This is a genomic window from Acinetobacter sp., assembly GCF_036666595.1.
In the GTDB taxonomy this organism is placed as follows: Bacteria; Pseudomonadota; Gammaproteobacteria; order Pseudomonadales; family Moraxellaceae; genus Acinetobacter.
In genome coordinates this window covers 312,002-332,367 of the sequence record NZ_JAVWVO010000003.1, presented here as the reverse complement: position 1 = coordinate 332,367, position 20,366 = coordinate 312,002, and the positions used below count along the sequence as shown (strand labels likewise).

Annotated in this window: 18 protein-coding genes; 13 read left to right on the top strand and 5 right to left on the bottom strand. The window is 42.7% G+C overall.

Annotated features, from left to right (window positions below):
• Positions 1-138 precede the first annotated feature (138 nt).
• The 4 genes from RR876_RS06795 to RR876_RS06780 all read left to right on the top strand — a co-directional run bounded on the left by RR876_RS06795 (position 139) and on the right by RR876_RS06780 (position 4,500).
• Positions 139-1,896, top strand: a complete 1,758-nt coding sequence (locus tag RR876_RS06795; protein WP_126037276.1) for a GspE/PulE family protein — start codon at positions 139-141, stop codon at positions 1,894-1,896.
• Positions 1,897-1,997: 101 nt separating this feature from the next.
• A complete protein-coding gene (locus tag RR876_RS06790) occupies positions 1,998-2,360 on the top strand; it encodes a NirD/YgiW/YdeI family stress tolerance protein (protein WP_004696098.1) in 363 nt (120 codons plus the stop codon).
• Positions 2,361-2,503: 143 nt separating this feature from the next.
• Positions 2,504-3,163, top strand: a complete 660-nt coding sequence (locus RR876_RS06785) for a response regulator transcription factor (RefSeq protein WP_078389485.1) — start codon at positions 2,504-2,506, stop codon at positions 3,161-3,163.
• Complete coding sequence (locus RR876_RS06780) at positions 3,163-4,500, top strand: HAMP domain-containing sensor histidine kinase (protein WP_332476922.1); 1,338 nt, start codon at positions 3,163-3,165, stop codon at positions 4,498-4,500. The genes RR876_RS06785 and RR876_RS06780 overlap by 1 nt, the downstream gene beginning before the upstream one ends.
• A gap of 122 nt (positions 4,501-4,622) precedes the next feature.
• On the opposite strand, the gene RR876_RS06775 is transcribed toward RR876_RS06780, so the two are convergent.
• A complete protein-coding gene (locus RR876_RS06775) occupies positions 4,623-4,790 on the bottom strand; it encodes a hemin uptake protein HemP (protein ID WP_004696105.1) in 168 nt (55 codons plus the stop codon).
• A 150-nt stretch (positions 4,791-4,940) separates the two neighbouring features.
• On the opposite strand from RR876_RS06775, the gene RR876_RS06770 reads away from it, so the two are divergent.
• Positions 4,941-5,840, top strand: a complete 900-nt coding sequence (locus RR876_RS06770; RefSeq protein ID WP_332476921.1) for an NUDIX domain-containing protein — start codon at positions 4,941-4,943, stop codon at positions 5,838-5,840.
• Positions 5,841-5,852: 12 nt separating this feature from the next.
• Here the strand turns inward: RR876_RS06770 and RR876_RS06765 are convergent, their stop codons facing one another.
• Both RR876_RS06765 and mrcB read right to left on the bottom strand, forming a co-directional pair.
• A complete protein-coding gene (locus tag RR876_RS06765) occupies positions 5,853-6,401 on the bottom strand; it encodes a tetratricopeptide repeat protein (protein WP_114392842.1) in 549 nt (182 codons plus the stop codon).
• Between the two features lie 21 nt (positions 6,402-6,422).
• Positions 6,423-8,819, bottom strand: coding sequence for a penicillin-binding protein 1B (gene mrcB, locus RR876_RS06760; RefSeq protein WP_332476920.1), 2,397 nt, complete (start codon positions 8,817-8,819; stop codon positions 6,423-6,425).
• A 153-nt stretch (positions 8,820-8,972) separates the two neighbouring features.
• On the opposite strand from mrcB, the gene RR876_RS06755 reads away from it, so the two are divergent.
• From RR876_RS06755 to RR876_RS06745, 3 genes are all read left to right on the top strand, one after another.
• Positions 8,973-9,911, top strand: coding sequence for an NAD(+) kinase (locus tag RR876_RS06755; RefSeq protein ID WP_004696112.1), 939 nt, complete (start codon positions 8,973-8,975; stop codon positions 9,909-9,911).
• Between the two features lie 3 nt (positions 9,912-9,914).
• Positions 9,915-10,181, top strand: coding sequence for a DUF1315 family protein (locus RR876_RS06750; protein WP_004696113.1), 267 nt, complete (start codon positions 9,915-9,917; stop codon positions 10,179-10,181).
• Positions 10,182-10,273: 92 nt separating this feature from the next.
• The gene (locus RR876_RS06745) at positions 10,274-10,714 is read left to right on the top strand and encodes a hypothetical protein (protein WP_332476919.1); all 441 of its coding nucleotides are present in this window, start codon (positions 10,274-10,276) and stop codon (positions 10,712-10,714) included.
• Positions 10,715-10,742: 28 nt separating this feature from the next.
• Here the strand turns inward: RR876_RS06745 and RR876_RS06740 are convergent, their stop codons facing one another.
• Positions 10,743-11,738, bottom strand: a complete 996-nt coding sequence (locus tag RR876_RS06740) for a glycosyl transferase family protein (protein ID WP_332476918.1) — start codon at positions 11,736-11,738, stop codon at positions 10,743-10,745.
• 410 nt (positions 11,739-12,148) lie between these two features.
• On the opposite strand from RR876_RS06740, the gene RR876_RS06735 reads away from it, so the two are divergent.
• Both RR876_RS06735 and RR876_RS06730 read left to right on the top strand, forming a co-directional pair.
• Positions 12,149-13,492, top strand: coding sequence for a dicarboxylate/amino acid:cation symporter (locus RR876_RS06735; RefSeq protein ID WP_004696118.1), 1,344 nt, complete (start codon positions 12,149-12,151; stop codon positions 13,490-13,492).
• Between the two features lie 142 nt (positions 13,493-13,634).
• Positions 13,635-14,777 (top strand): acyl-CoA dehydrogenase family protein, encoded by a 1,143-nt coding sequence (locus RR876_RS06730; RefSeq protein WP_332476917.1) that lies wholly within the window; start codon positions 13,635-13,637, stop codon positions 14,775-14,777.
• Between the two features lie 55 nt (positions 14,778-14,832).
• On the opposite strand, the gene RR876_RS06725 is transcribed toward RR876_RS06730, so the two are convergent.
• Positions 14,833-15,351, bottom strand: a complete 519-nt coding sequence (locus tag RR876_RS06725) for a DJ-1/PfpI family protein (RefSeq protein WP_062033700.1) — start codon at positions 15,349-15,351, stop codon at positions 14,833-14,835.
• Between the two features lie 456 nt (positions 15,352-15,807).
• Between RR876_RS06725 and pheA the strand changes: the two genes are divergently transcribed.
• The 3 genes from pheA to RR876_RS06710 all read left to right on the top strand — a co-directional run bounded on the left by pheA (position 15,808) and on the right by RR876_RS06710 (position 20,329).
• Positions 15,808-16,917, top strand: a complete 1,110-nt coding sequence (gene pheA, locus RR876_RS06720; protein ID WP_004696123.1) for a prephenate dehydratase — start codon at positions 15,808-15,810, stop codon at positions 16,915-16,917.
• 67 nt (positions 16,918-16,984) lie between these two features.
• Positions 16,985-18,076: a histidinol-phosphate transaminase gene (gene hisC / locus RR876_RS06715; RefSeq protein WP_332476916.1), complete on the top strand. Its 1,092-nt coding sequence runs from the start codon at positions 16,985-16,987 to the stop codon at positions 18,074-18,076.
• Between the two features lie 3 nt (positions 18,077-18,079).
• The gene (locus tag RR876_RS06710; RefSeq protein WP_332476915.1) at positions 18,080-20,329 is read left to right on the top strand and encodes a bifunctional prephenate dehydrogenase/3-phosphoshikimate 1-carboxyvinyltransferase; all 2,250 of its coding nucleotides are present in this window, start codon (positions 18,080-18,082) and stop codon (positions 20,327-20,329) included.
• Positions 20,330-20,366: the final 37 nt, after the last annotated feature.

Genomic DNA, 20,366 nt, shown 5'->3' with positions numbered 1-20,366 from the left:
AGCAAGAATCCTAAGTGAATTCGTGATTATATTGATGAGCTTGACTACTCCTCGATATTTGTGAGATTTGCTTATGCTTTGTGCGAATGAATACAGAAAATCTTGCTATAGTGGAGTTATGTTTGGGGACGTATAACAATGAATTTTAATTTTGAAATTGATACCACTTGGTGCTTAGATCAACTCTTTAAAGATGGGCGAATTACTGAAAAAGAAAAAAATCTAGTACAAACCTCGCATCGTCAACGCGATCAATTGAAGTGGCATCCATTACAGTGGATTGCTCATTTTAATCTGGTGGATCAGTCGCATCCACAGTCGAGACTGACATTAAATCGGCTCTGTCAGTGGTTAGCCGAAAAGACCCAATTACCGTTTTATGTGATTGATCCACTCAAAGCCGATGTGCAAGCTTTGACTTCGGTGATGTCTCAAGAATTCGCCTTCCGCAATAAAATCTTGGCTGTTGAAGTTCAGGCCAATCAAGTGTTGATTGCAACAGATCAGCCGTATATGAAAGATTGGATCGCAAATTTGGAGCACAATGTTGCACCAAAAAAAATCCAGCGTGTATTACTCAGCCCTGAACAATTACAGCGGTATATGGTCGAGTATTATCAAGTGAGTCGCGCCGTTAGTAATTCACAGAAGTCTGGGAGTTACGAGCGTGATAATAAAGGCGTTGAAGCACTTTTACAGTTGGGTGATAGTCAAAATCCAGATGCCAATGATCAACACATTGTTAAATTAGTCGACTGGGTTTTACAGTTTGCTTTTGAGCAAGGTGCCAGTGATATTCACTTAGAACCACGTAAAGACAACGGCAAAGTTCGTTTCCGTATTGATGGGGTGTTGCATACGATTTATAACATGCCAGCCAATACTTTAACCGCGGTGATTTCGCGGATTAAAATTTTAGGTCGAATGAACGTGGCAGAGAAACGTAAACCACAAGATGGACGGTTAAAAACACGGACACCGAAAGGACAAGAAACAGAACTGCGTCTTTCGACTTTACCGACTGCTTTTGGTGAAAAGTTGGTGATGCGTATTTTTGACCCTGAAGTTTTAGTGCGCAGTTTTCAGCAGTTAGGCTTTGAAGGGCATTTGCTCAGTGATTGGCAAGCGCTGACTTCGCATAGTCACGGCATTATTTTGGTGACAGGGCCAACGGGTTCAGGTAAAACCACCACGCTTTATTCTTCTTTGAAACAATTGGCTACGGAACAGGTGAACGTCTGTACCATTGAAGATCCGATTGAAATGTTAGAACCGAGTTTTAACCAAATGCAGGTGAATACAGGTATTGATCTTGGTTTTGCTGATGGTGTTCGCGCACTGATGCGTCAAGACCCTGACATTATTATGGTCGGTGAGATTCGTGATCATGATACGGCTAATATGGCAATTCAAGCGGCACTCACAGGGCATTTGGTGCTGTCAACTCTGCACACCAATGATGCACCTTCCAGTTTAACGCGTTTGCATGATTTAGGCGTACAACCGTTCTTAACCGCGGCAACCATTTTAGGGGTATTGGCACAGCGTCTCGTACGTCGTTTATGTCCACATTGTAAAGTTGAAAAGCAAATCAACAGCCAAGAGTGGGAGCACCTGACTTTTGATTACATTATGGAAATGCCTGAAAAAGTCTTTACTGCAGTCGGGTGCGACGAGTGCCGTCAAACGGGCTACAAAGGACGAGTCGGCATCTATGAGTTTATGCCTGTGAGTTTAGAAGCCAAGCAACTGATTGGTGCCAATGGTGACTTGACCGCACTGCGTCAACAAGCCAAAAAAGAAGGCATTGAGCCTTTAAGAATTGCGGGTGCACGTAAAGTTTTAGAAGGTGTCACCACGCTAGAAGAAGTGTTACGTGTCGTCCCACTCAACTAAAACTTTAATGCTTTACTTGAAGCTTTCTTAAGATTCAGCTCATCTAGTTTTGGTTTAATGACTTCATCAAATAGATGAACAATTAAATAGAGGTACTGGATATGAATATGATGATGAAAGCGTTATTGGTTGCTGGTGTTATTGGTTCAACCACTGTAGCTGTAGCAAACACTGCAGTTAACCAAGCGGCTGTTGCTGCTTCAACACCAACTACAGTTAAGCATGCCTTAACATTAAAAGATGACAGTCACGTCCAGTTAAAAGGCTATGTGGTCAAAGCCATTGGAGATGAGAAGTATGAATTCCGTGACCAAACGGGTTCAATTACTGTCGACATTGATGATGAACTATGGGGTGGCAAAGCGATTTCAGCTAAAACACCTGTAACCATTATCGGTGAAGTGGATATTGATTACAAACCAGCAAAACGCGTTGAAATTGATGTAGATCAAGTGAAATTCTAAATACGCTAGTTCAATCTCAATCCAATGTGATAGGGCTTTCTTAAAAAACTACAGGGCTTCGATTGGATCTTAGCCCTGTGTTTTTTGTATTTTGATCCATTTCACGGCATGATCTAAACAATAGTGATTAGGCAGGTTAAGCAGTGCGGATATTATTGGCAGAAGATGATGCCTCTCAAGCTGAGAGTATTAAAACTTGGCTTGAAATGGATGGCTACAGTGTCGATTGGGTGGAACGGGGCGACCATGCCATTTTAGCCATTGAACAGCATCAGTATGACTGTGTGCTTTTAGATCGTGGTTTGCCGCATGCCACAGGCGATGACATTTTGCTGAAAGTCCGTGGCAAGAACCTCTCGACTCCTGTGATTTTTCTCACAGCGCGTGACAGTATTCGAGATCGGGTCGAAGGGCTAGACTTGGGCGCCAATGATTATTTGGTCAAACCTTTTAGCCTAGAGGAATTATCCGCTCGAATTCGCTTACAACTTCGACAGCAGCATAGCAGCTCGCAGGTATTGAGCTATGCCAATATTCAGCTCGATCCACAGGCTAAAAGTGTGACTCAAAATGGTCAAGCTGTTAATTTAACTGCCAAAGAGTTTCAAATTTTGCATAAATTGATGCTCAAGCCCGAATATGTAGTCACGCGGGAACAACTTGAGGAAAGTCTTTATGCATGGGGCGATGAAATCGAAAGTAATGCGATCGAGGTTTTTATTTATCAATTGAGAAAAAAACTCGGTAGCCACTGTATTAAAACCATACGTGGTTTGGGCTACAGAATGAATCAGGACACATAATGGCTCAGCCAATTTCACTACAGCGTCAGCTTGTTAAAAGTTCGCTCCTCAGTTCGATACTGGCGGGGCTTTTGGCGTTGCTGATGTTCATTGGGGTGTCGGTTTATCAGACTATGTCTATGCAAGATGAAATCATGGATGAAATGGCCGATATGTTGCTGGCAGATGATTTAACGGTCAGCAATGGTAAAGCCTTGGCTGAGCTCAGTGATGAATTCGAGATTCGCTATCGACTCGATAATGCACAGCAACTTTTGACAGCATCTGAAGATGTGCCTGAAAAAATAACCGTGGATCATTTGAGTTTGGTTTCAGATGCACCTTATGGTTTTTATTGGTCAGAGCACAAACTGTGGCGTATTTATACTGCACAGGATAATCACAGTTTGCAGGTTCAAGTGACTCAGTCGATGTCCGAACGTTTCCATGCCTTTTGGCAAAGCATCCTAGTTTTCAGTGGTGTGTTGTTTTTAGTCTGGTGTGTACAGTGGTTGTTGATGCATTTTGCCATTCGACGTAAATTTCGGGTGATACATCAAGTTTCAGAGCAAATTTCAAATAAATCGGTCAATGATTTAGCACCTATTTCTATGCCAGAACCTGAGCTGATTGAGTTGCAACCGATGCTATCTCAGCTGAATGCTTTATTGGCGCGTTTAGACCAAGCTTTAGTGGCAGAGCAGCGCTTTACCGCGGACGCTTCACATGAGCTACGTTCTCCACTCTCCGCGATACAAATGCGACTTCAGGTGCTCAAGCGCAAGTTCCCTGAACTTGAAAGTGAGTTCAAACCGATCCAGCAAGATGTCAGTCGTGGGGTACAGGTGTTGGATAATTTGTTATTGCTGGCGCGTCTAGACCCTGAGCAAAAGGAGGGCTTGGCGAAGACTAAGTTTGACTTCAGTCTGCTAATGCAGGACGTGATTAAAGCTTTACAGCCGTTTGCGGACTCAAAACAGATTAAAATTAACGTGGTGCTTGCAGAGCAAGCCTGTGTCTTGGCCAATGAGCAGCTCTTATTTAGCGCACTTCGCAATTTACTCGACAATGCCATTCGCTATAGCCCTGAGCAGGCACAAGTTTTTGTCAATCTCACGATTGAAAAACAGCAACTAAGACTGAGTATTGAAAATAGTGGACATGGTGTCGATGCAGCAGTTATCCAGCGTTTGGGTGAACGCTTTTATCGGGCTTTAGGTACAAAAACACAAGGTTCAGGCTTAGGCTTATCGATTTGTCAGAAAATTGTCGATTTACATGCAGGGCAGTTGTTATTTAGTCCATCCGACTTAGGTGGTTTAAAAGTGGAACTGCTGTTAAATGCGCTTGAGGTTTAGATGTACAGATTGTGATCTGTGATAAAAACAGCATAAATGATCAAACTTAAAGACATTAAAAAGCAGTACGCGCTGACATACTGCTTGTTTCCACGATTATTGTTATTGGGTTTTTATAGTTCTTATTTGGTAAGAATGAGTCGATTATTGCGAGTGAGTCGTAGACGATACTCTTCTCCAGCATGCATAATGCGAATTTCACGGCCTAGGGCAAATAAGTTGTTTGAGTGTAGCATTGGTAGTGAATGGGCTGTTTCGTTACGAGTAAATAAGCTAAATGGTGCGTTCATTCTGGCGACTCCGTGGTATATGTTGAACGATTTAAATGATAATCATTATCGAATGAGGCTGTCAACATTTTCTCGCTGAAAATATAAAAAACTTCAATATCGTTACATGCAATCACTCAATACACTACACATCTGAAATGGAATCTGATTATGTCAAAACCTTTGGTTCAAGTTGCTATAGCCATCCTTTTACATCAAGGTAAAGTGTTGGTGGGCTGGCGCCAGGCGGAACAGCATCAGGGCAATAAGCATGAATTTCCTGGAGGTAAGGTGGAAGCAGGTGAAACGCCTGAGCAAGCCTGTCGCCGTGAAGTGTTAGAAGAAGTCGGAATTAATATACAAGATTGGCATGCTTTTGACTGTATTCAGTTTGAATATGACGATGTGATTGTCAATTTGCATTTATTTCATGCTGTAGTATCGAAGCATCTATTGGCAGACATTCACTCACCATGGGCGTGGTTCAAGCGTGCTGAATTACAAGATCTTAACTTTCCAAAAGCCAATCAAGCCATTTTGAAGCGACTCTATGCTGCACCCGTGATTAAAATTTCAGATCAAATCGATCTGTTGAAAGATTTGCCCGAACAACAAGTGCTGTATTGGCGAGTGCTTGCCAGTCCTGAACATATTTTAAAAATTGCAGAACTGAGTGTAGAGCAATTGGCACGGGTGATTGTCAATATAGAACTATGGAAAGGTTTAAATCCACTACAACAGCAGGCAGTTGCGGCCATACACCTGAAACAATCTCAACTGATGCAATTGAGTAAAGGGGAGCTGAGCGTTGGACAGCGTTATATAGCGGCCTGTCATGACCGTAGCAGTGCTGAACATGCGCAAGAGATTGGCTGTGATGCCCTTTTACTCAGCCCTTTACTTGAAACGCTAAGCCACCCAAACAGTGAAACTTTGGGTTGGGAGCAGTTGAGCTTGATTGCAGAAGAGATTCATATCCCGATTTTTGCTCTAGGCGGCTTACAGTTAGCCGATTTAGCCAAAGCACAAAGTTATGGTGCTTATGGTATAGCAGGGCAGCGCTCCATCTAACGGAGCGTGCTTTTAAGACAGACTTTTGATTGCTGTTTGAGCTTGTTGAATGGTTTTCTGATTCTTCTGCATTTGACCTGCTTTTAAGATAATGCTCCAAAGCTGCTTTTTCATGGCATTGCTTTGGGCATAACTCAAGCCGCGACGTGCAAGCGATTCCGCATTTGCAGGTTGTTTTTGTTGATTAGCAATTAAAGCCAAATACAAAAAGGTCTCACTCGATTGTGGTGCTAAACGCTGTGCTTGCATGGCGTAGCTTTGTGCTTGACTCCACTGGCCTTGGCGATAGGCCGTTTGTGTTTTTTGCATCAGACTTTTAAAAGCAGGAAGCTGTCGCCCATCATCAAACTGTTGTTTGCTTTTCTGTTCAGGAATTACAATCTTTTGACGTTGAATTTCTTCGCGGTCATAAGGGTGAATTGTGACCCCTGAGGGTGTTTTCTGCTCTTTATCCGCCTGTGTCGGCTTTTCAGGTATCTTTTTTTCAGATGGCTGTGGGAGGCTTTGACAGCCTGCCACAGTCACGATGGTTGCTAAGATACTTAACCGTTTAAACCACATCAAAATTTAAATCCGTCCTATTTATTCAGGTTGGTAGCTACCACTTGAAATGACTTGCGTCTCATCTTCTAAGTTGCGCTGCATGTTCGATTCACTTTCACGAATATAGTTGTCTATGCTGTCGCCTTGTTCAGGTGTAGCTTGGTAACCATCTGTTTCAGGATTGTAACTGGGTTCAACTTGATAATGCGGTAAGCCACATGCAGTTGCTTTACGCGGTACGGTGTTTCGCAAGAGAGGAATATACATTGCGCCCTCACAACCTTGAGCAGCAAGATAACCCGTGCCACGATCAATCCAGTGCCATTGCACATCATCCGGTTGGCGTAAGTTGACTGGTTTTTGACGCAGCTGGCTCATTACACTGGTCCACACTGGTAACGCACCTGAAGAACCTGTTAAGCCTGTTTGTTTGTTGTCATCTAAACCTAGCCAAACCACAGAAACATAATTGCCCGAGTACCCTGCAAACCATGAGTCACGAGTGTCATTGGTGGTTCCCGATTTGCCTGCAAGCTGAAGCGAGTTCGGCAGAGTGTTATAAGCTGAACGACCTGTACCTGAGGTCATCACTTGTTGTAGACCATAGTTCAGGACATAGGCAGAAGCAGGGTCAATAGTTTGTTGGACATTTAAACCATAACGGGTCAGCAAGCGACCATTTTGATCGACAACAGTACGAATGGATTTAGTCGGATACTTAAAACCGCCTGTGGCAAAGTTGCCATAAATGCTGAGCATTTCCATCGGAGACATGTCTACCGCACCCAAGAAAATGGATGGATAGGTTGGAATATTACTGGTCACACCAAAACGTTTTAGGTGGTTACTAAACGTTGATAAACCAAACTCTTGACCAAGGCGAACTGCTGACAAGTTATATGAATTAGACAGTGCCTGTACCATTGGTACAACGCCGTGTTCGCCACCGCTATAGTTCTTAGGTGTCCATGCTTTACCATTGGCTTGAATACTAATGCTGCTATCTTCAATTGGGCTGGCCCAGTTGTAACGTCCCGACTGAATTGCACTGAGGTAAATCACCGGTTTAAGCAGTGAGCCGACTTGACGTTTGGCATCGAGTGCACGGTTAAAACCAGTAAAGTCTTGGGTTGAACCAACAGCTGCAACTAATTCACCATTTTCAGGATGTGCAACCAATACCGCACCTTGCAGCTCTTTTAGACGGCTTGAGCCACGGCTTAAGCGGCCAACAGTCGATTTAAACGCATCTTGAATTTTGGTTTGGGCAATCGGATCGAGCGTTGTAAAGATGCGTAGACCTTGGTTGGTCAAATCACCTTCTTGGTATTCAGTACGTAACTGACGACGCACAATGTCTAAGAAATCTGGGAAACGTGAAGGGCCGAGAGTCGGTTTGGCAATCACATTTAAAGGGCGAGCTGTTTCAGTTTCATATTGTTCTTGGGTTAGATAGCCCATGACCAACATGTTGTTTAAAACAATATTACGGCGCTTTTTCGCAGCTTCTGGGTTACGCCAAGGGTTATATAAGGTTGGACCTTGTACCAAACCTACCAAATAAGCTTGTTGCGCAATATTTAGCTCACGCAAAGGCATCCCGAAGTAAAACTGCGAAGCCAAACCATAACCATTAATAGAATAGTTGCCATTTTGACCGAGGTTCACTTCATTGAGATAGGCTTCTAAAATTTCATCTTTGTCATAGTGAAATTCGACCAATAAAGCCATAAATGCTTCATTGACTTTACGCTTAATGGTTTTTTCAGGGGTGAGATAGAAGTTTTTCACCAACTGTTGGGTCAGTGTTGAACCACCTTGACGTTTTCCACCCGTGACATTACTCACAATCGCACGTGCCGTACCACGAATCGAAACGCCGTGGTGACTATAGAAATTACGATCTTCTGTTGCAATTAAAGCCTCAATTAAAGGCTTAGGGACTTTGTCGAGTTTAATCAGGACACGGTCTTCGTTATGCTGCGGATAAATCCCGCCAATCAGCATCGGCTCTAAACGTGCAATCCCTGTAGAAGAGGGTTTAGTTGCACTGACTTCAGCCACTTGCTCATCGGCAAAGGTGACTTTAAGCACTTGTTCAGGCTCGACACTATCACCGAAGTCAAAGCCACGGGTGTGTACATATAGCTCATTGCCAGAACTGACAAAGTTCCCTGATTTGGTATAGTTTTCCGAGGACTTATAGCCCAAAAGTTTTAACTCTTGAGTGAAGTCAGCCTGACTGACAGGGGCATTGGTATACACTTCGAGCGGGCGTGCGAATACCTTCGCAGGAATGTCCCAGCGTTTGCCTTCAAACTTGTCACGTACAACGGAGTCGAGTCTTATTAAATAAACACTAAACACCAAGAATGCTGCAATGACTAAGATGCAGAAGATCAGTGCAATTAAACCTATGCCACGTTCTGACTTCATAAATACGAATAAGATCCTGAGAAATTGTGCTAATCATGCGAAGCTTTTCGCTAATTTGCAATAATTAAACTGTGAACAAACTGAAATATAGAGACAATTCCGCGTGTAGCAGCAGTCACTTTAGTTTTTGAATCAATTTAAATAAATAATGTTATGATAGGCGGGAATCGTAGCGGAGCGATGTTGCAGGTGCAAATTTCACATAAAACATTTCGAAACATAGGCTTAATTGGACGTCCAGATAAGTCTTCAGTTGTCGAAACCTTATGTCTTATTCATGATCATCTACTCAGCTTAGGGTTACATCCCGTTTTTGATGCGCAAACCGCTGAACTGGTTCCTTATAAAAACACACAAACGGTGAGTCGCGCACTTCTGGGTGAAGTGGTCGATTTGGTGATTGTGGTGGGCGGGGATGGCTCACTTCTGCATGCTGCACGTGCCTTGGTCAAATTTAATACCCCTGTAATGGGTGTAAACCGAGGACGTTTGGGATTTTTAACCGACATCAAGCCGACTGAAGTGATTTTTAAGCTCGATCAAGTTTTAAAAGGTGAGTTTCAGTTAGATCGTCGTTTCTTATTGGAAATGGAAATTCGCTCAAAGGGCGAGACGATTTATGATGCGATTGCCCTAAACGATGTGGTATTACACTCGGGTAAATCTGTGCATATGATTGACTTCGAACTCAATATCGATGGTCAATATGTCTACCGTCAGCACAGTGATGGTTTGATTGTATCGACGCCAACGGGTTCAACAGCCTATTCGTTGTCAGGTGGTGGACCAATCGTGCATCCGGGGATGGATGCCATTGCTTTGGTACCGATGCATCCGCATACCTTGTCTTCACGTCCGATTGTGGTGGGTGGACACAGTGAAATTAAGCTTCTGATTCGTGAAAACCGTGTCTTGCCGATGGTCAGTGCCGATGGTCAACACAGTGTTTCGCTCAATGTGGGTGATAGCTTACATATTCGTAAGCACCCCTTTAAACTGAATTTATTACATCCACCGGGTTATGATTTTTATATGTCATGCCGTACTAAACTCGGTTGGAACCAAGATTTTGACTCTTTTCAACAGGATTAAATCATGAATATTGAACAGATGCTTTCTATTTTAGATGCCGATATTGTTGAGCGTTTAAAAACAGCTGTAGAAATTGGTAAATGGCCAAATGGCGTTGTGTTGACTGCTGAACAACGTCAAACTTGTATGCAAGCCGTTATTGCTTGGGAGCATCAGAATACTCCTGAAAAAGAACGTACGGGTTATATAGATAAAGGGCATAAAGAAGAAGGTGAGGAGTGTGATTCTCATGTGCCTGAACCAGAATTTAAACCTATTCGCTTTATTTAATTGATTAAAATACGTTGAATCGCTCAGCAACAGATGCTTGGTGATTCAACAACTCAATTTAAAAAAGTAACCTTCAAACTGTTTCAATCATTATGCTTATAAAAATAATAAAGCTCACTCGACTCGGTTTATTCTTTATTACTGCAATTTCGACCAATGTATTTGCAGAGCGACCAAGTGATGCAAGAAAAATTGAATGTTTATTAGATGTTTCTGTGTTACCGAGTCAAAATTTTCAAAATCCCATCACACAATACACATCAATGAAAAATGATGGTTATCCGATGTTATTGATTGGAATAAACATCCATAACGCCTATGCAGGCGAAGCATCGAAAAAGATAAAAAGCCATCAAATCTATTGTTCAAGCCTAATAGGACAACAAAAAGATGTTTATTTATCTGGCCCTTATGAATCTCAAAAAATCGACATTCATATTGGTGATCAGTTGATTCTCAGAAATATTCATTCTTCAGGAAAGCGTTATCCTTACTGGGCTGACTTTTACTGGATCGAAAAGCGTGACGAATAACGTTCACGCTTTTGTTTGTCCCTTCAGTTTAGAAACGAGTGCGCCAAAGCTGCTTGGCCTGTTGCATGGCATCGCTATATGTATCGCAGACCCCCATGGTATATAGTGCAATGCCAATGGTTTCAGTCACTGCTATTTCACCATATTCATGCTGTTTTTCACCCAGCCAAACTGCTTTAAACTCAGCCAAATCTAACTCTTCTTCAATTGGGCTTCGGTTGTCGGTGAGTTTAGGGAGCTCATGTTCGTAGAGTTCACCATTTTTGATACCGCAGATCAGTGTTTTGGCATCTGGGTTACGTTCAAATTCGCCGCCTTCACCTTTAATGACAGCGCTATTTTGATAACCCAGTTTAAAAGCCGCTTGCTGATGCGAACCACGATAGGCAGGATGGAAAATAGCTTGCAAGGTCGCTTTGGCATTAAAGGGATTGATCAAGCGCGCAAGAGTATGAATGGGTGAACGAAGACCCATAACATTTCGTAGGGAAATTAAGTCACTTAAAATCGGCGAGATGGCGTGCAGCGGTAGATAAGCAAAATTACGCGTCGCTAATTCCTGTTCCACATCTGCTTGAGTTTGGCAAATATTAAAATCGAGATATTCTAATACCTGTTCAGTATAAACACGGTTAATGGTATGACCTGATGCACCGTGCATCACGACTTTATAACCTGCTTTGGCTAAAGTCAGTGCCGCTAAGAGAAACCATGGATAGTGTTTACGCTTGCCTGCATAAGAAGACCAGTCTAAATCGACCTCTAAAGGCGTGAATGGCAGTTGATCTCGTGTGGCTTGAACAAAGCCTGCCAGTTCATCTACAGATTCTTCCTTAACCCGAAGTAGCATCAGAAATGCACCGAGTTGTACATCCAACACTTGATTTTTCAAGATCATATCAAAGGCTTGGTAAGCTTCTTCATAACTGAGTGAGCGTGCCCCATTTTTCCCTTTGCCAATAATGCGAACAAACTGGGCAAAAGGGTGCTCAGCATCTTTATAAATATTTCTTTTGTTGTTCATGAAAAAACCAAAGTAAGTGAAGGCTGGGTTGTGTTATTTTAGTGGAACAATCAAAAAAATCAGCACTTTTAATTTTAAATAAATTTTTCACCATTAGACTAAAGTATGAGGCATATTGTTTAGATTTTATACATTATGATTAAAATCAGTTTACTTTGATTAAAGAATGTTAGGTAAAATTTACCCAATTATTGTGACTCGCTAGTTTTTAGTCTCTCCCATTGCAGTAAATGTGAATGAACTGTGATTTTTGTCACAGTGCTGTTGTTTGTACACCATGATTTTTTTACCCGGTGTTTGGATGCGGTCCAAACTGTGGGCTTTTTTGTGTTTATCAGAAAGCCAACTACCTATGAGGAAGTATAGGTATACCGATTTTTTCAGTCTTTTGATTTACAGAAGTATTCGTTATGACTAAGAAACCAATCTATAAGTCACTATATTTTCAAGTTATTGTCGCGATTATTGCGGGTATCTTAGTAGGACATTTTTTCCCTAGTGGTACGCAAGTTATCAATGGCGTTGAAAAATATGTACCTGGCTGGGGCGAGCTTTTTTATCCTCTAGGTCAAGGCTTTATTAAGCTGATCAAGATGATTATTGCACCAGTAATTTTCTGTACCGTCGTGAGTGGTATCGCGGGTATGGAAAGTATGAAGTCTGTGGGTAAAACAGGCGGTGTTGCGCTACTTTACTTTGAAATTGTATCGACTATTGCACTATTGATCGGTTTACTGGTCATTAACATCTGGAAGCCAGGTGTGGGCATGAACGTTGACCCTTCAACATTAGATACTTCTGGTATCTCGAAGTTTGTTGAGTCGGGTCAGCAGCAATCGACTGTCGACTTCTTTATGCATATTATTCCAAACACTGTGGTTGGTGCATTTGCTGAAGGTGAAATCCTGCAAGTGCTGCTCTTTGCCTTGATGTTTGGTTTTGCATTACATAAGTTGGGTGATGCAGGTAAACCTGTACTGAAGTTCATCGATCAAATTTCGCATGTGTTCTTTAACATTGTAAACATGATCATGAAACTTGCTCCAATTGGTGCTTTTGGTGCAATGGCATATACCATCGGTAAATATGGTATTGGTAGCTTGGCGCAGCTTGCTCAGTTGATTATCTGTTTCTACATTACCTGTTTACTTTTCATTTTCTTGGTTTTAGGCACAATTTCACGTCTTTGTGGCTTCAGCATTTTGAAAATGATTCGTATGATTCGCGAAGAGTTGTTGATCGTACTGGGTACGTCATCTTCAGAATCGGTTTTACCGCGTATGCTGAAAAAACTTGAAATTGCAGGTTGTGAAAAGTCAGTGGTTGGTTTGGTTATTCCAACAGGTTATTCATTTAACTTAGACGGTACCTCAATCTACCTGACAATGGCGGCAATCTTCATTGCACAAGCGACCAATACTCAGCTCGATCTCATGCACCAAGTGACGTTATTGGGCGTGCTATTGATTTCATCGAAAGGTGCTGCGGGTGTAACAGGTTCTGGCTTTATTGTGATGGCAGCGACTTTGTCAGCCGTTGGTCACATTCCAGTAGCGGGTCTTGCGCTCATCTTAGGTATTGATCGTTTCATGTCTGAAGCACGTGCCTTAACCAACTTGGTGGGTAACTCATTGGCAACGATTGTTGTTGCGAAATGGGTCGGTCAGTTAGACCAAGAAAAATTAAACTTCGCACTTGCAAATCCAGAAGAAGTAGACCGCTTGATGGCTGTTGAAGAAAATGCTCACGCATAATTTGAGTTCATCTTAAATAGGAAGCCCAAGGGCTTCCTTTTTTATTGGAATATAAAATGGCCTGATGCGTTCATGACAGTTGCGTTAAAAATGGCTAGCATGTGAGCTGAATAATAAAATAACGTCACTACAAGGAAGAAGCATGTTGAATTATGATGCAGACCTAGAACTATTTCGCGATAACTTTCGCCGTTTTATGAATGAACACATTGCGCCACACTATGAACAGTGGGAACGAGAGGGCTTAATGCCGCGCTCAGTCTGGAATGCCTTGGGTGAAAATGGTTTCTTATGTGTCGATGTTCCAGAGGAATATGGCGGTTATGGTGTTCCAACGCATTATTCACTGATGTTGGTGGAAGAGTCGGCACGTGCAGGGTTTAGTGCTTTATCGACAGGTATTTCTTGTCACTCTGAAATTGCTGCGCCTTATATTTTGCATATCGGAACTGAAGCACAGAAGCAGTACTGGTTACCGAAAATGGTGTCAGGTGAAGTGGTCGGTGCGATTGGGATGACGGAACCGGGTGCGGGTTCAGACTTACAAGCCATGCGAAGTAATGCCATTTTGCAAGGTGAGCATTATATTTTAAATGGCTCTAAAACCTTTATTTCAAATGGGCAGCATGCCGACCTTGTGGTGTTGGCGGTAAAAACTGATCCGCAAGCCCGCGCAAAGGGTGTTTCGCTGATGTTGGTCGATACCCACTTAGAAGGGTTTAAAAAAGGCACTAACCTCGACAAAATTGGGCTACATTCACAAGACACTTCTGAGTTGTTTTATGACAACGTAAAAGTCCCGAAAGATCAATTGTTGGGACAAGCAGGTCAAGGTTTTGCTTATTTGATGCAAGAGCTACCACGGGAGCGTACAGCAATTGCAGCAACGGCTATAGGTGCAATTCGCGGTTCGATTGATGTCACCATCCAATACGTCAAAGAGCGCCAAGCCTTTGGTCAACATATTTCGCAGTTTCAAAATACACGTTTTGTTTTGGCTCAAGCCAAGATTGATGAACAAGCCACAGCTGCTTTTTACAATCAAAACGTTGAGCTTTATATGCAAGGCAAGCTGGATGTCGAAACCGCAGCTGCGCTGAAAAGCTTTTCAACAGATATGCAAATGAAGGTGGCAGATAATTTATTGCAGCTCTTTGGTGGCTATGGCTATATGAGTGAATATCCAATTTCACGTTTCTTTGTCGATGCACGTATTCAACGCATTTACGGCGGGACCAATGAAATTATGAAAGAAATTGTCGCGCGTAGCTTACTTGGGCGCTAAGCCTTAGGTGTTGATATAAACATGTGTCTAAAAAGAGCCTCAAGTAGGCTCTTTTTTATCGGTTCAGTACCAATAAACTTTCTTGTATAAAGGCGGGGAGGTCATATTGGGTTTGTGATGAAATGTATAAATTATTGTCATTCACAACACCTGTGTCATACAGCACTGCACCTGCATCTTTTAAGTCTTGATGAAGGTGATGGATACACGTCATGCGTCTACCTTTCACAACTCCTGCATGCATTAAAATTTGCGGAGCGTCTGCACTGCATAAAATGGGTTTTTGCGTGTTTGCAAAGTGCCTGACAAATAAGACATAGCGTTCGTCTTGGCAGAGGTTGTCTGGAGAAAAACCGCCCGGGATGAGTAAGGCATCGAAATCATGCACGGAGGCATCATCGATACTTTGGTCGATGGTGACAAAGGCTTTACGCTTTTTGCCATATATGATTTTGCCAGCCTGACTTTCAAGGTTAATAATACTATGCCGAGCTGCTCGAAATGCTTCTACGGGTTCAGCATATTCGGCATCCTCAAAGTCATAGGTGACCAAGACTGCAATTTTTTTGTGCATGACAGTACCTACGGTTCATTATTGTTTTGTTTTATTGAGACTATAGAGCAATCGCTACTGCTGCATACTCTCTTTGTTATGAATACGTCAACTTAAGTAAAGCATATTTTAAAAAAAAGTCTAACGCACTGAAATACAGATAAATGGTGATTTTTGTGAAGGTGTAGCAAAGTTTTTCAAAACCTAGACGCAGCTTTAAAAGCGTTGAGTTAAGACCCAAATACCATCGTCTTAGAGTTTTGATTGAGCGATGTTCTATGCATAACAGCACGAAGAAAATAGGCAGGGCTCAGTGGTTTTATTGATGTCTATTATTGGGGCAGTTTATTGATAAACTTGATGATTAAATCAACTGTATGTTTTTAGCACTGAAACACGTAAAGTCTTATTGCGCAAGATTTCAAAGCTAACTATTGTTATACTGTTTGCACAATGTATATGAAGGGCGACATAACAATGATCCAAGACGATCAAAACACAACGACTTCTCTTGACCTCAATCAAATCCGTCAGGATATCGACTCTGTTGATCAACAGATTCAACAACTTATTAACCGTCGAGCGAAACTGGCGGAAGCTGTTGCAAAAGCAAAATTTGCTTCTGAAGAGAATCCAATGTTTTACCGTCCAGAACGTGAGGCGCAAGTTTTACGGAATGTTATGGAGCGTAATGAAGGCCCTTTGTCTGATGTGACCATGGCACGTTTGTTCCGTGAAATCATGTCTGCATGTTTGGCCCTAGAAGCACCGCAAAGTATTGCATTTTTAGGCCCAGTTGGTACGTATACACATTCTGCGGTGTTGAAGCATTTTGGTCATGATGCTGTAGTTCGTCCTTTACCGACTATTGATGAAGTGTTCCGTGAAGTGGAAGCAGGCAGTGCACACTATGGTTTGGTGCCAGTAGAAAACTCGTCAGAAGGTGTGGTCAATCATACTTTGGATTGTTTTAAAGCCTCACACTTAAATGTGATTGGTGAAGTTGAATTGCGTATTCATCACCAGTTTCTTGTGTCCGAAAACACGCGTAAAGATAGCATTAAACAAATTTATGCGCATCAGCAAACTTTGGCGCAGTGCCGTGCATGGTTAGACGCACACTATCCAGGTGTGGAACGTGTAGCTTTAAGTTCAAATGCTGAAGCAGCACGTCGTATTCGTACTGAATGGCATTCTGCTGCTATTGCATCTGATGTTGCAGCAAGTATTTATGATTTAGAAATTTTACACAGTAATATTGAAGATAATCCTGAGAACACCACACGTTTCTTGGTGATTGGTCGTGAAAGAATCCCGCAAAGCGGTAATGATAAAACGTCATTGCTGATTTCTGCACATGATCGTGCAGGTGCATTATTGGAAATCCTTGCACCATTTGCAAAGCACAACATTAGTTTGACCAGTATCGAAACGCGTCCTGCATTGCCTGAAAAATGGGCTTATGTCTTCTTCATCGACTTAGAAGGTCATGTGGAACAAGACAATGTTAAAGCGGCGATTGAAGAGATTCGTCCACTCGTGAAAGAAGTTCGAGTATTGGGTTCATACCCGATTGCAGTATTGTAATCTCTAAGGTGGTTGGGTTTACTCCAAACTCAACCATGTACACCACTTGTAAGAATGGAAAGGTCACATGTCGTTTGCTCCAGCCAATGAAGGTATTGCGAAGTTAAAACCATATCAACCAGGTAAGCCAATCAGCGAATTAGAGCGTGAATTGGGAATAACCGATATTGTTAAACTTGCCTCAAATGAAAACCCTTTGGGTTGTTCTGACAAAGTAAAAGAAGCAGTTGCTGCTGAATTGGCGGAAATTGGACGATATCCAGACGGTGGTGGTTTTATCTTGAAGGATCAAGTTCATGCGCAGTTTGGTGTCGCGCATGATTGTATTACTTTAGGCAATGGTTCAAACGATTTACTTGAAATTTTTGCCCGTGCATTTGTTTCAGATAAAGACTCGGTGGTGTATAGCCAACACGCATTTGCAGTTTATGCTTTGGTCACGCAAGCCATCAATGCCGAAGCGATTGAGGTACCTGCTCAAGGTTTTTCGCATGACCTTGACGCGATGGCGGCAGCAATTAAAAACAATACCAAATTGGTGTTTATTGCGAATCCCAATAATCCGACAGGAACTTGGTTTGAAGAGGCTGCATTTGAGCGCTTCATGCAAAAAGTACCAAGTCATGTGATCGTGGTTTTAGATGAAGCTTATGTGGAATATTTTCCAGAAAATTTTAATAGCTTGAAGTTTTTAGCACAGTATTCAAACCTGATTGTTAGCCGTACCATGTCGAAGTGCTTTGGTTTAGCGGCACTCCGTGTTGGTTTTGCTTTAGCATCGGCAGAAGTGACAGATTTCTTAAATCGTATACGTCAGCCGTTTAACGTCAACCATTTAGCCATGGTGGCAGCAGTTGCTGCACTGAAAGATGAAGATTTCATTGAGAAATCACGTGTGGTCAATAAAGCTGGCATGGTGCAACTTGAAGCAGGTTTTAAAGCGTTAGGCCTAAACTATGAGCCTTCTCGTTCTAACTTTATTTTGGTCGATATACAAGCCGATCCTGCACAAACTTTTAATGCTTTATTAAAAGAGGGGGTGATTGTTCGTCCCGTGGGCATTGCCAATCATTTACGAGTATCGATTGGAACTGAAGCTGAAAATACGAAATTTCTAACGGCTTTGGCCAACGTACTAGGTTTAGAGGCGAACGCTTAAATTATGTCTGTGCCACTATTTGAAAAAGTTGCATTTATTGGTCTTGGACTGATTGGTTCGAGTCTTGCACGGGTGATGATTGCTGAAGGTTTAACCCAAAACATTGTAGCCTCTACACGTTCGGAAAAAACCTTACAGGATGCCAAAGCTTTGGGCTTAATCCAACAGGGGTATAGCGATCCTGTACAGGCGGTTCAAGGTGCGGACTTGGTGGTTCTAGCCTTACCCGTTCGTGCAACGCAAAAAGTCTTGGAAACCATCAAACCATATTTGCAAGAACATACGATTATTACCGATGTAGGCAGTACCAAAGGCAATGTGGTCGACGCGGCCAAAGCCGTGTACGGTGAGGCATTACCTGCTGGCTTTGTACCGGGGCATCCAATTGCGGGTGCAGAACATACAGGTGTGCATGCGGGTAAGGTCGATTTATTTGCAAATCATAAAGTGATTTTGACACCGTTACCGACCAGTGCTGATTGGGCCGTAGAGAAACTGATCCAACTGTGGCAAGCTGCGAAAGCAGAAGTGATTTGTATGGATGTGGCCAAGCATGATGAAGTCTTAGCGCATACCAGTCATCTTCCGCATTTGATGGCTTTTAACTTAGTTGAACAACTAGCAAACCGTGAAGATAATTTAGACATTTTTCGCTATGCTGCGGGGGGATTCCGCGATTTTTCTCGAATTGCGGCAAGTGACCCGCAAATGTGGCATGACATCTTTTTTGCCAATAAAAAAGCCATTTTAAATGCCGTAGACGGTTTTGAAAACCAACTGGCAACGATTCGTAAACTCATTGAAGACGAAGATTCACATGCTTTAATGGGCTTGCTTGGACATGCGCAAGCAGCACGCCAGCATTTTAACCATATGCTCGCTCAAAAACCTTTCATGGAGAACAATAAAGTGACGACACAGCAATTCACCATATTACCGGGTAAAAAGAGTTTCCAAGGTAAGTTTAGCGTGCCAGGCGATAAATCTGTGTCACACCGTTCAATCATGTTTGGTGCAATTGCGGAAGGAACGACGCATGTGACAGGTTTCTTGGAAGGTGAAGATGCGTTAGCAACCTTACAAGCCTTCCGTGATATGGGAGTCAGCATTGAAGGTCCTAAAAATGGTGAAGTGACGATTCATGGTGTGGGCGTAAATGGCCTAAAAGCGCCAGCAAGTGCGCTTTACATGGGTAACTCGGGTACTTCGATGCGACTGCTTTCAGGCATGCTTTCTGCACAAAAATTTGACTCTGTCATGACGGGTGATGCATCACTGTCGAAGCGTCCAATGGAACGTATCGCTAAACCGTTACGCGAAATGGGCGCACAGATTCAAACCACAGGTGAGCGTGGTACGCCGCCTGTTTCGATCACTGGAAACCAAGCTTTACAAGGCATTCACTATGACTTGCCAATGGCATCTGCGCAGGTGAAATCTGGGATTTTATTGGCAGGTTTGTGGGCAGCAGGTGAAACATCTGTTAGCGAACCAGAACCTACGCGTGACCATACTGAACGTATGCTACGTGCATTTGGTTATGATGTGAAAACAGAAGGCAACCGTATTTCACTGCAAGGTGGCGGTAAGTTAGTCGGTACAGAGATTCAAGTGCCATCAGATATTTCATCGGCTGCTTTCTTTATGGTGGGTGCTGCGATTACTGAAGGTTCAGACGTCACTTTAGAAGCCGTGGGCATTAACCCAACGCGTACAGGTGTGATCGAGATTTTGAAGCAAATGGGTGCGGACATTACGGTTCAAAATGAACGTATTGCAGGCGGAGAGCCGATTGCAGACATTCGTATTCAAGGCACACGTACACTGAAAGGTATTCATATGCCTGAAGATCAAGTGCCATTGGCGATTGATGAATTCCCTGCATTGTTTATTGCTGCGGCATGTGCTGAAGGACAAACCGTATTAACGGGCGCTGCTGAGCTGCGTGTGAAAGAATCAGACCGTATTCAAGTGATGGCGGATGGTTTAAAAACCATGGGTATCGATTGTACGCCGACTGACGATGGCATCATCATTGAAGGTAAAGGCCATTCGGGCGAGTGGGGCGCGATTTTCACCGGTGGAGAAATTGAATCACATCACGATCACCGTATTGCAATGAGTTTCTCAATGGCAGGTTTACGCACCTCGGGTGAAATTAAAATCATTGGTACTGAAACGGTTGCAACCAGTTTCCCGACCTTTACGCAATTAAGCAATCAAGCTGGTTTAGCGATCCAAGTCACTGAATAAGACTAAAGCTTAGAGATTTTGTGTGAGAACAGCCAAG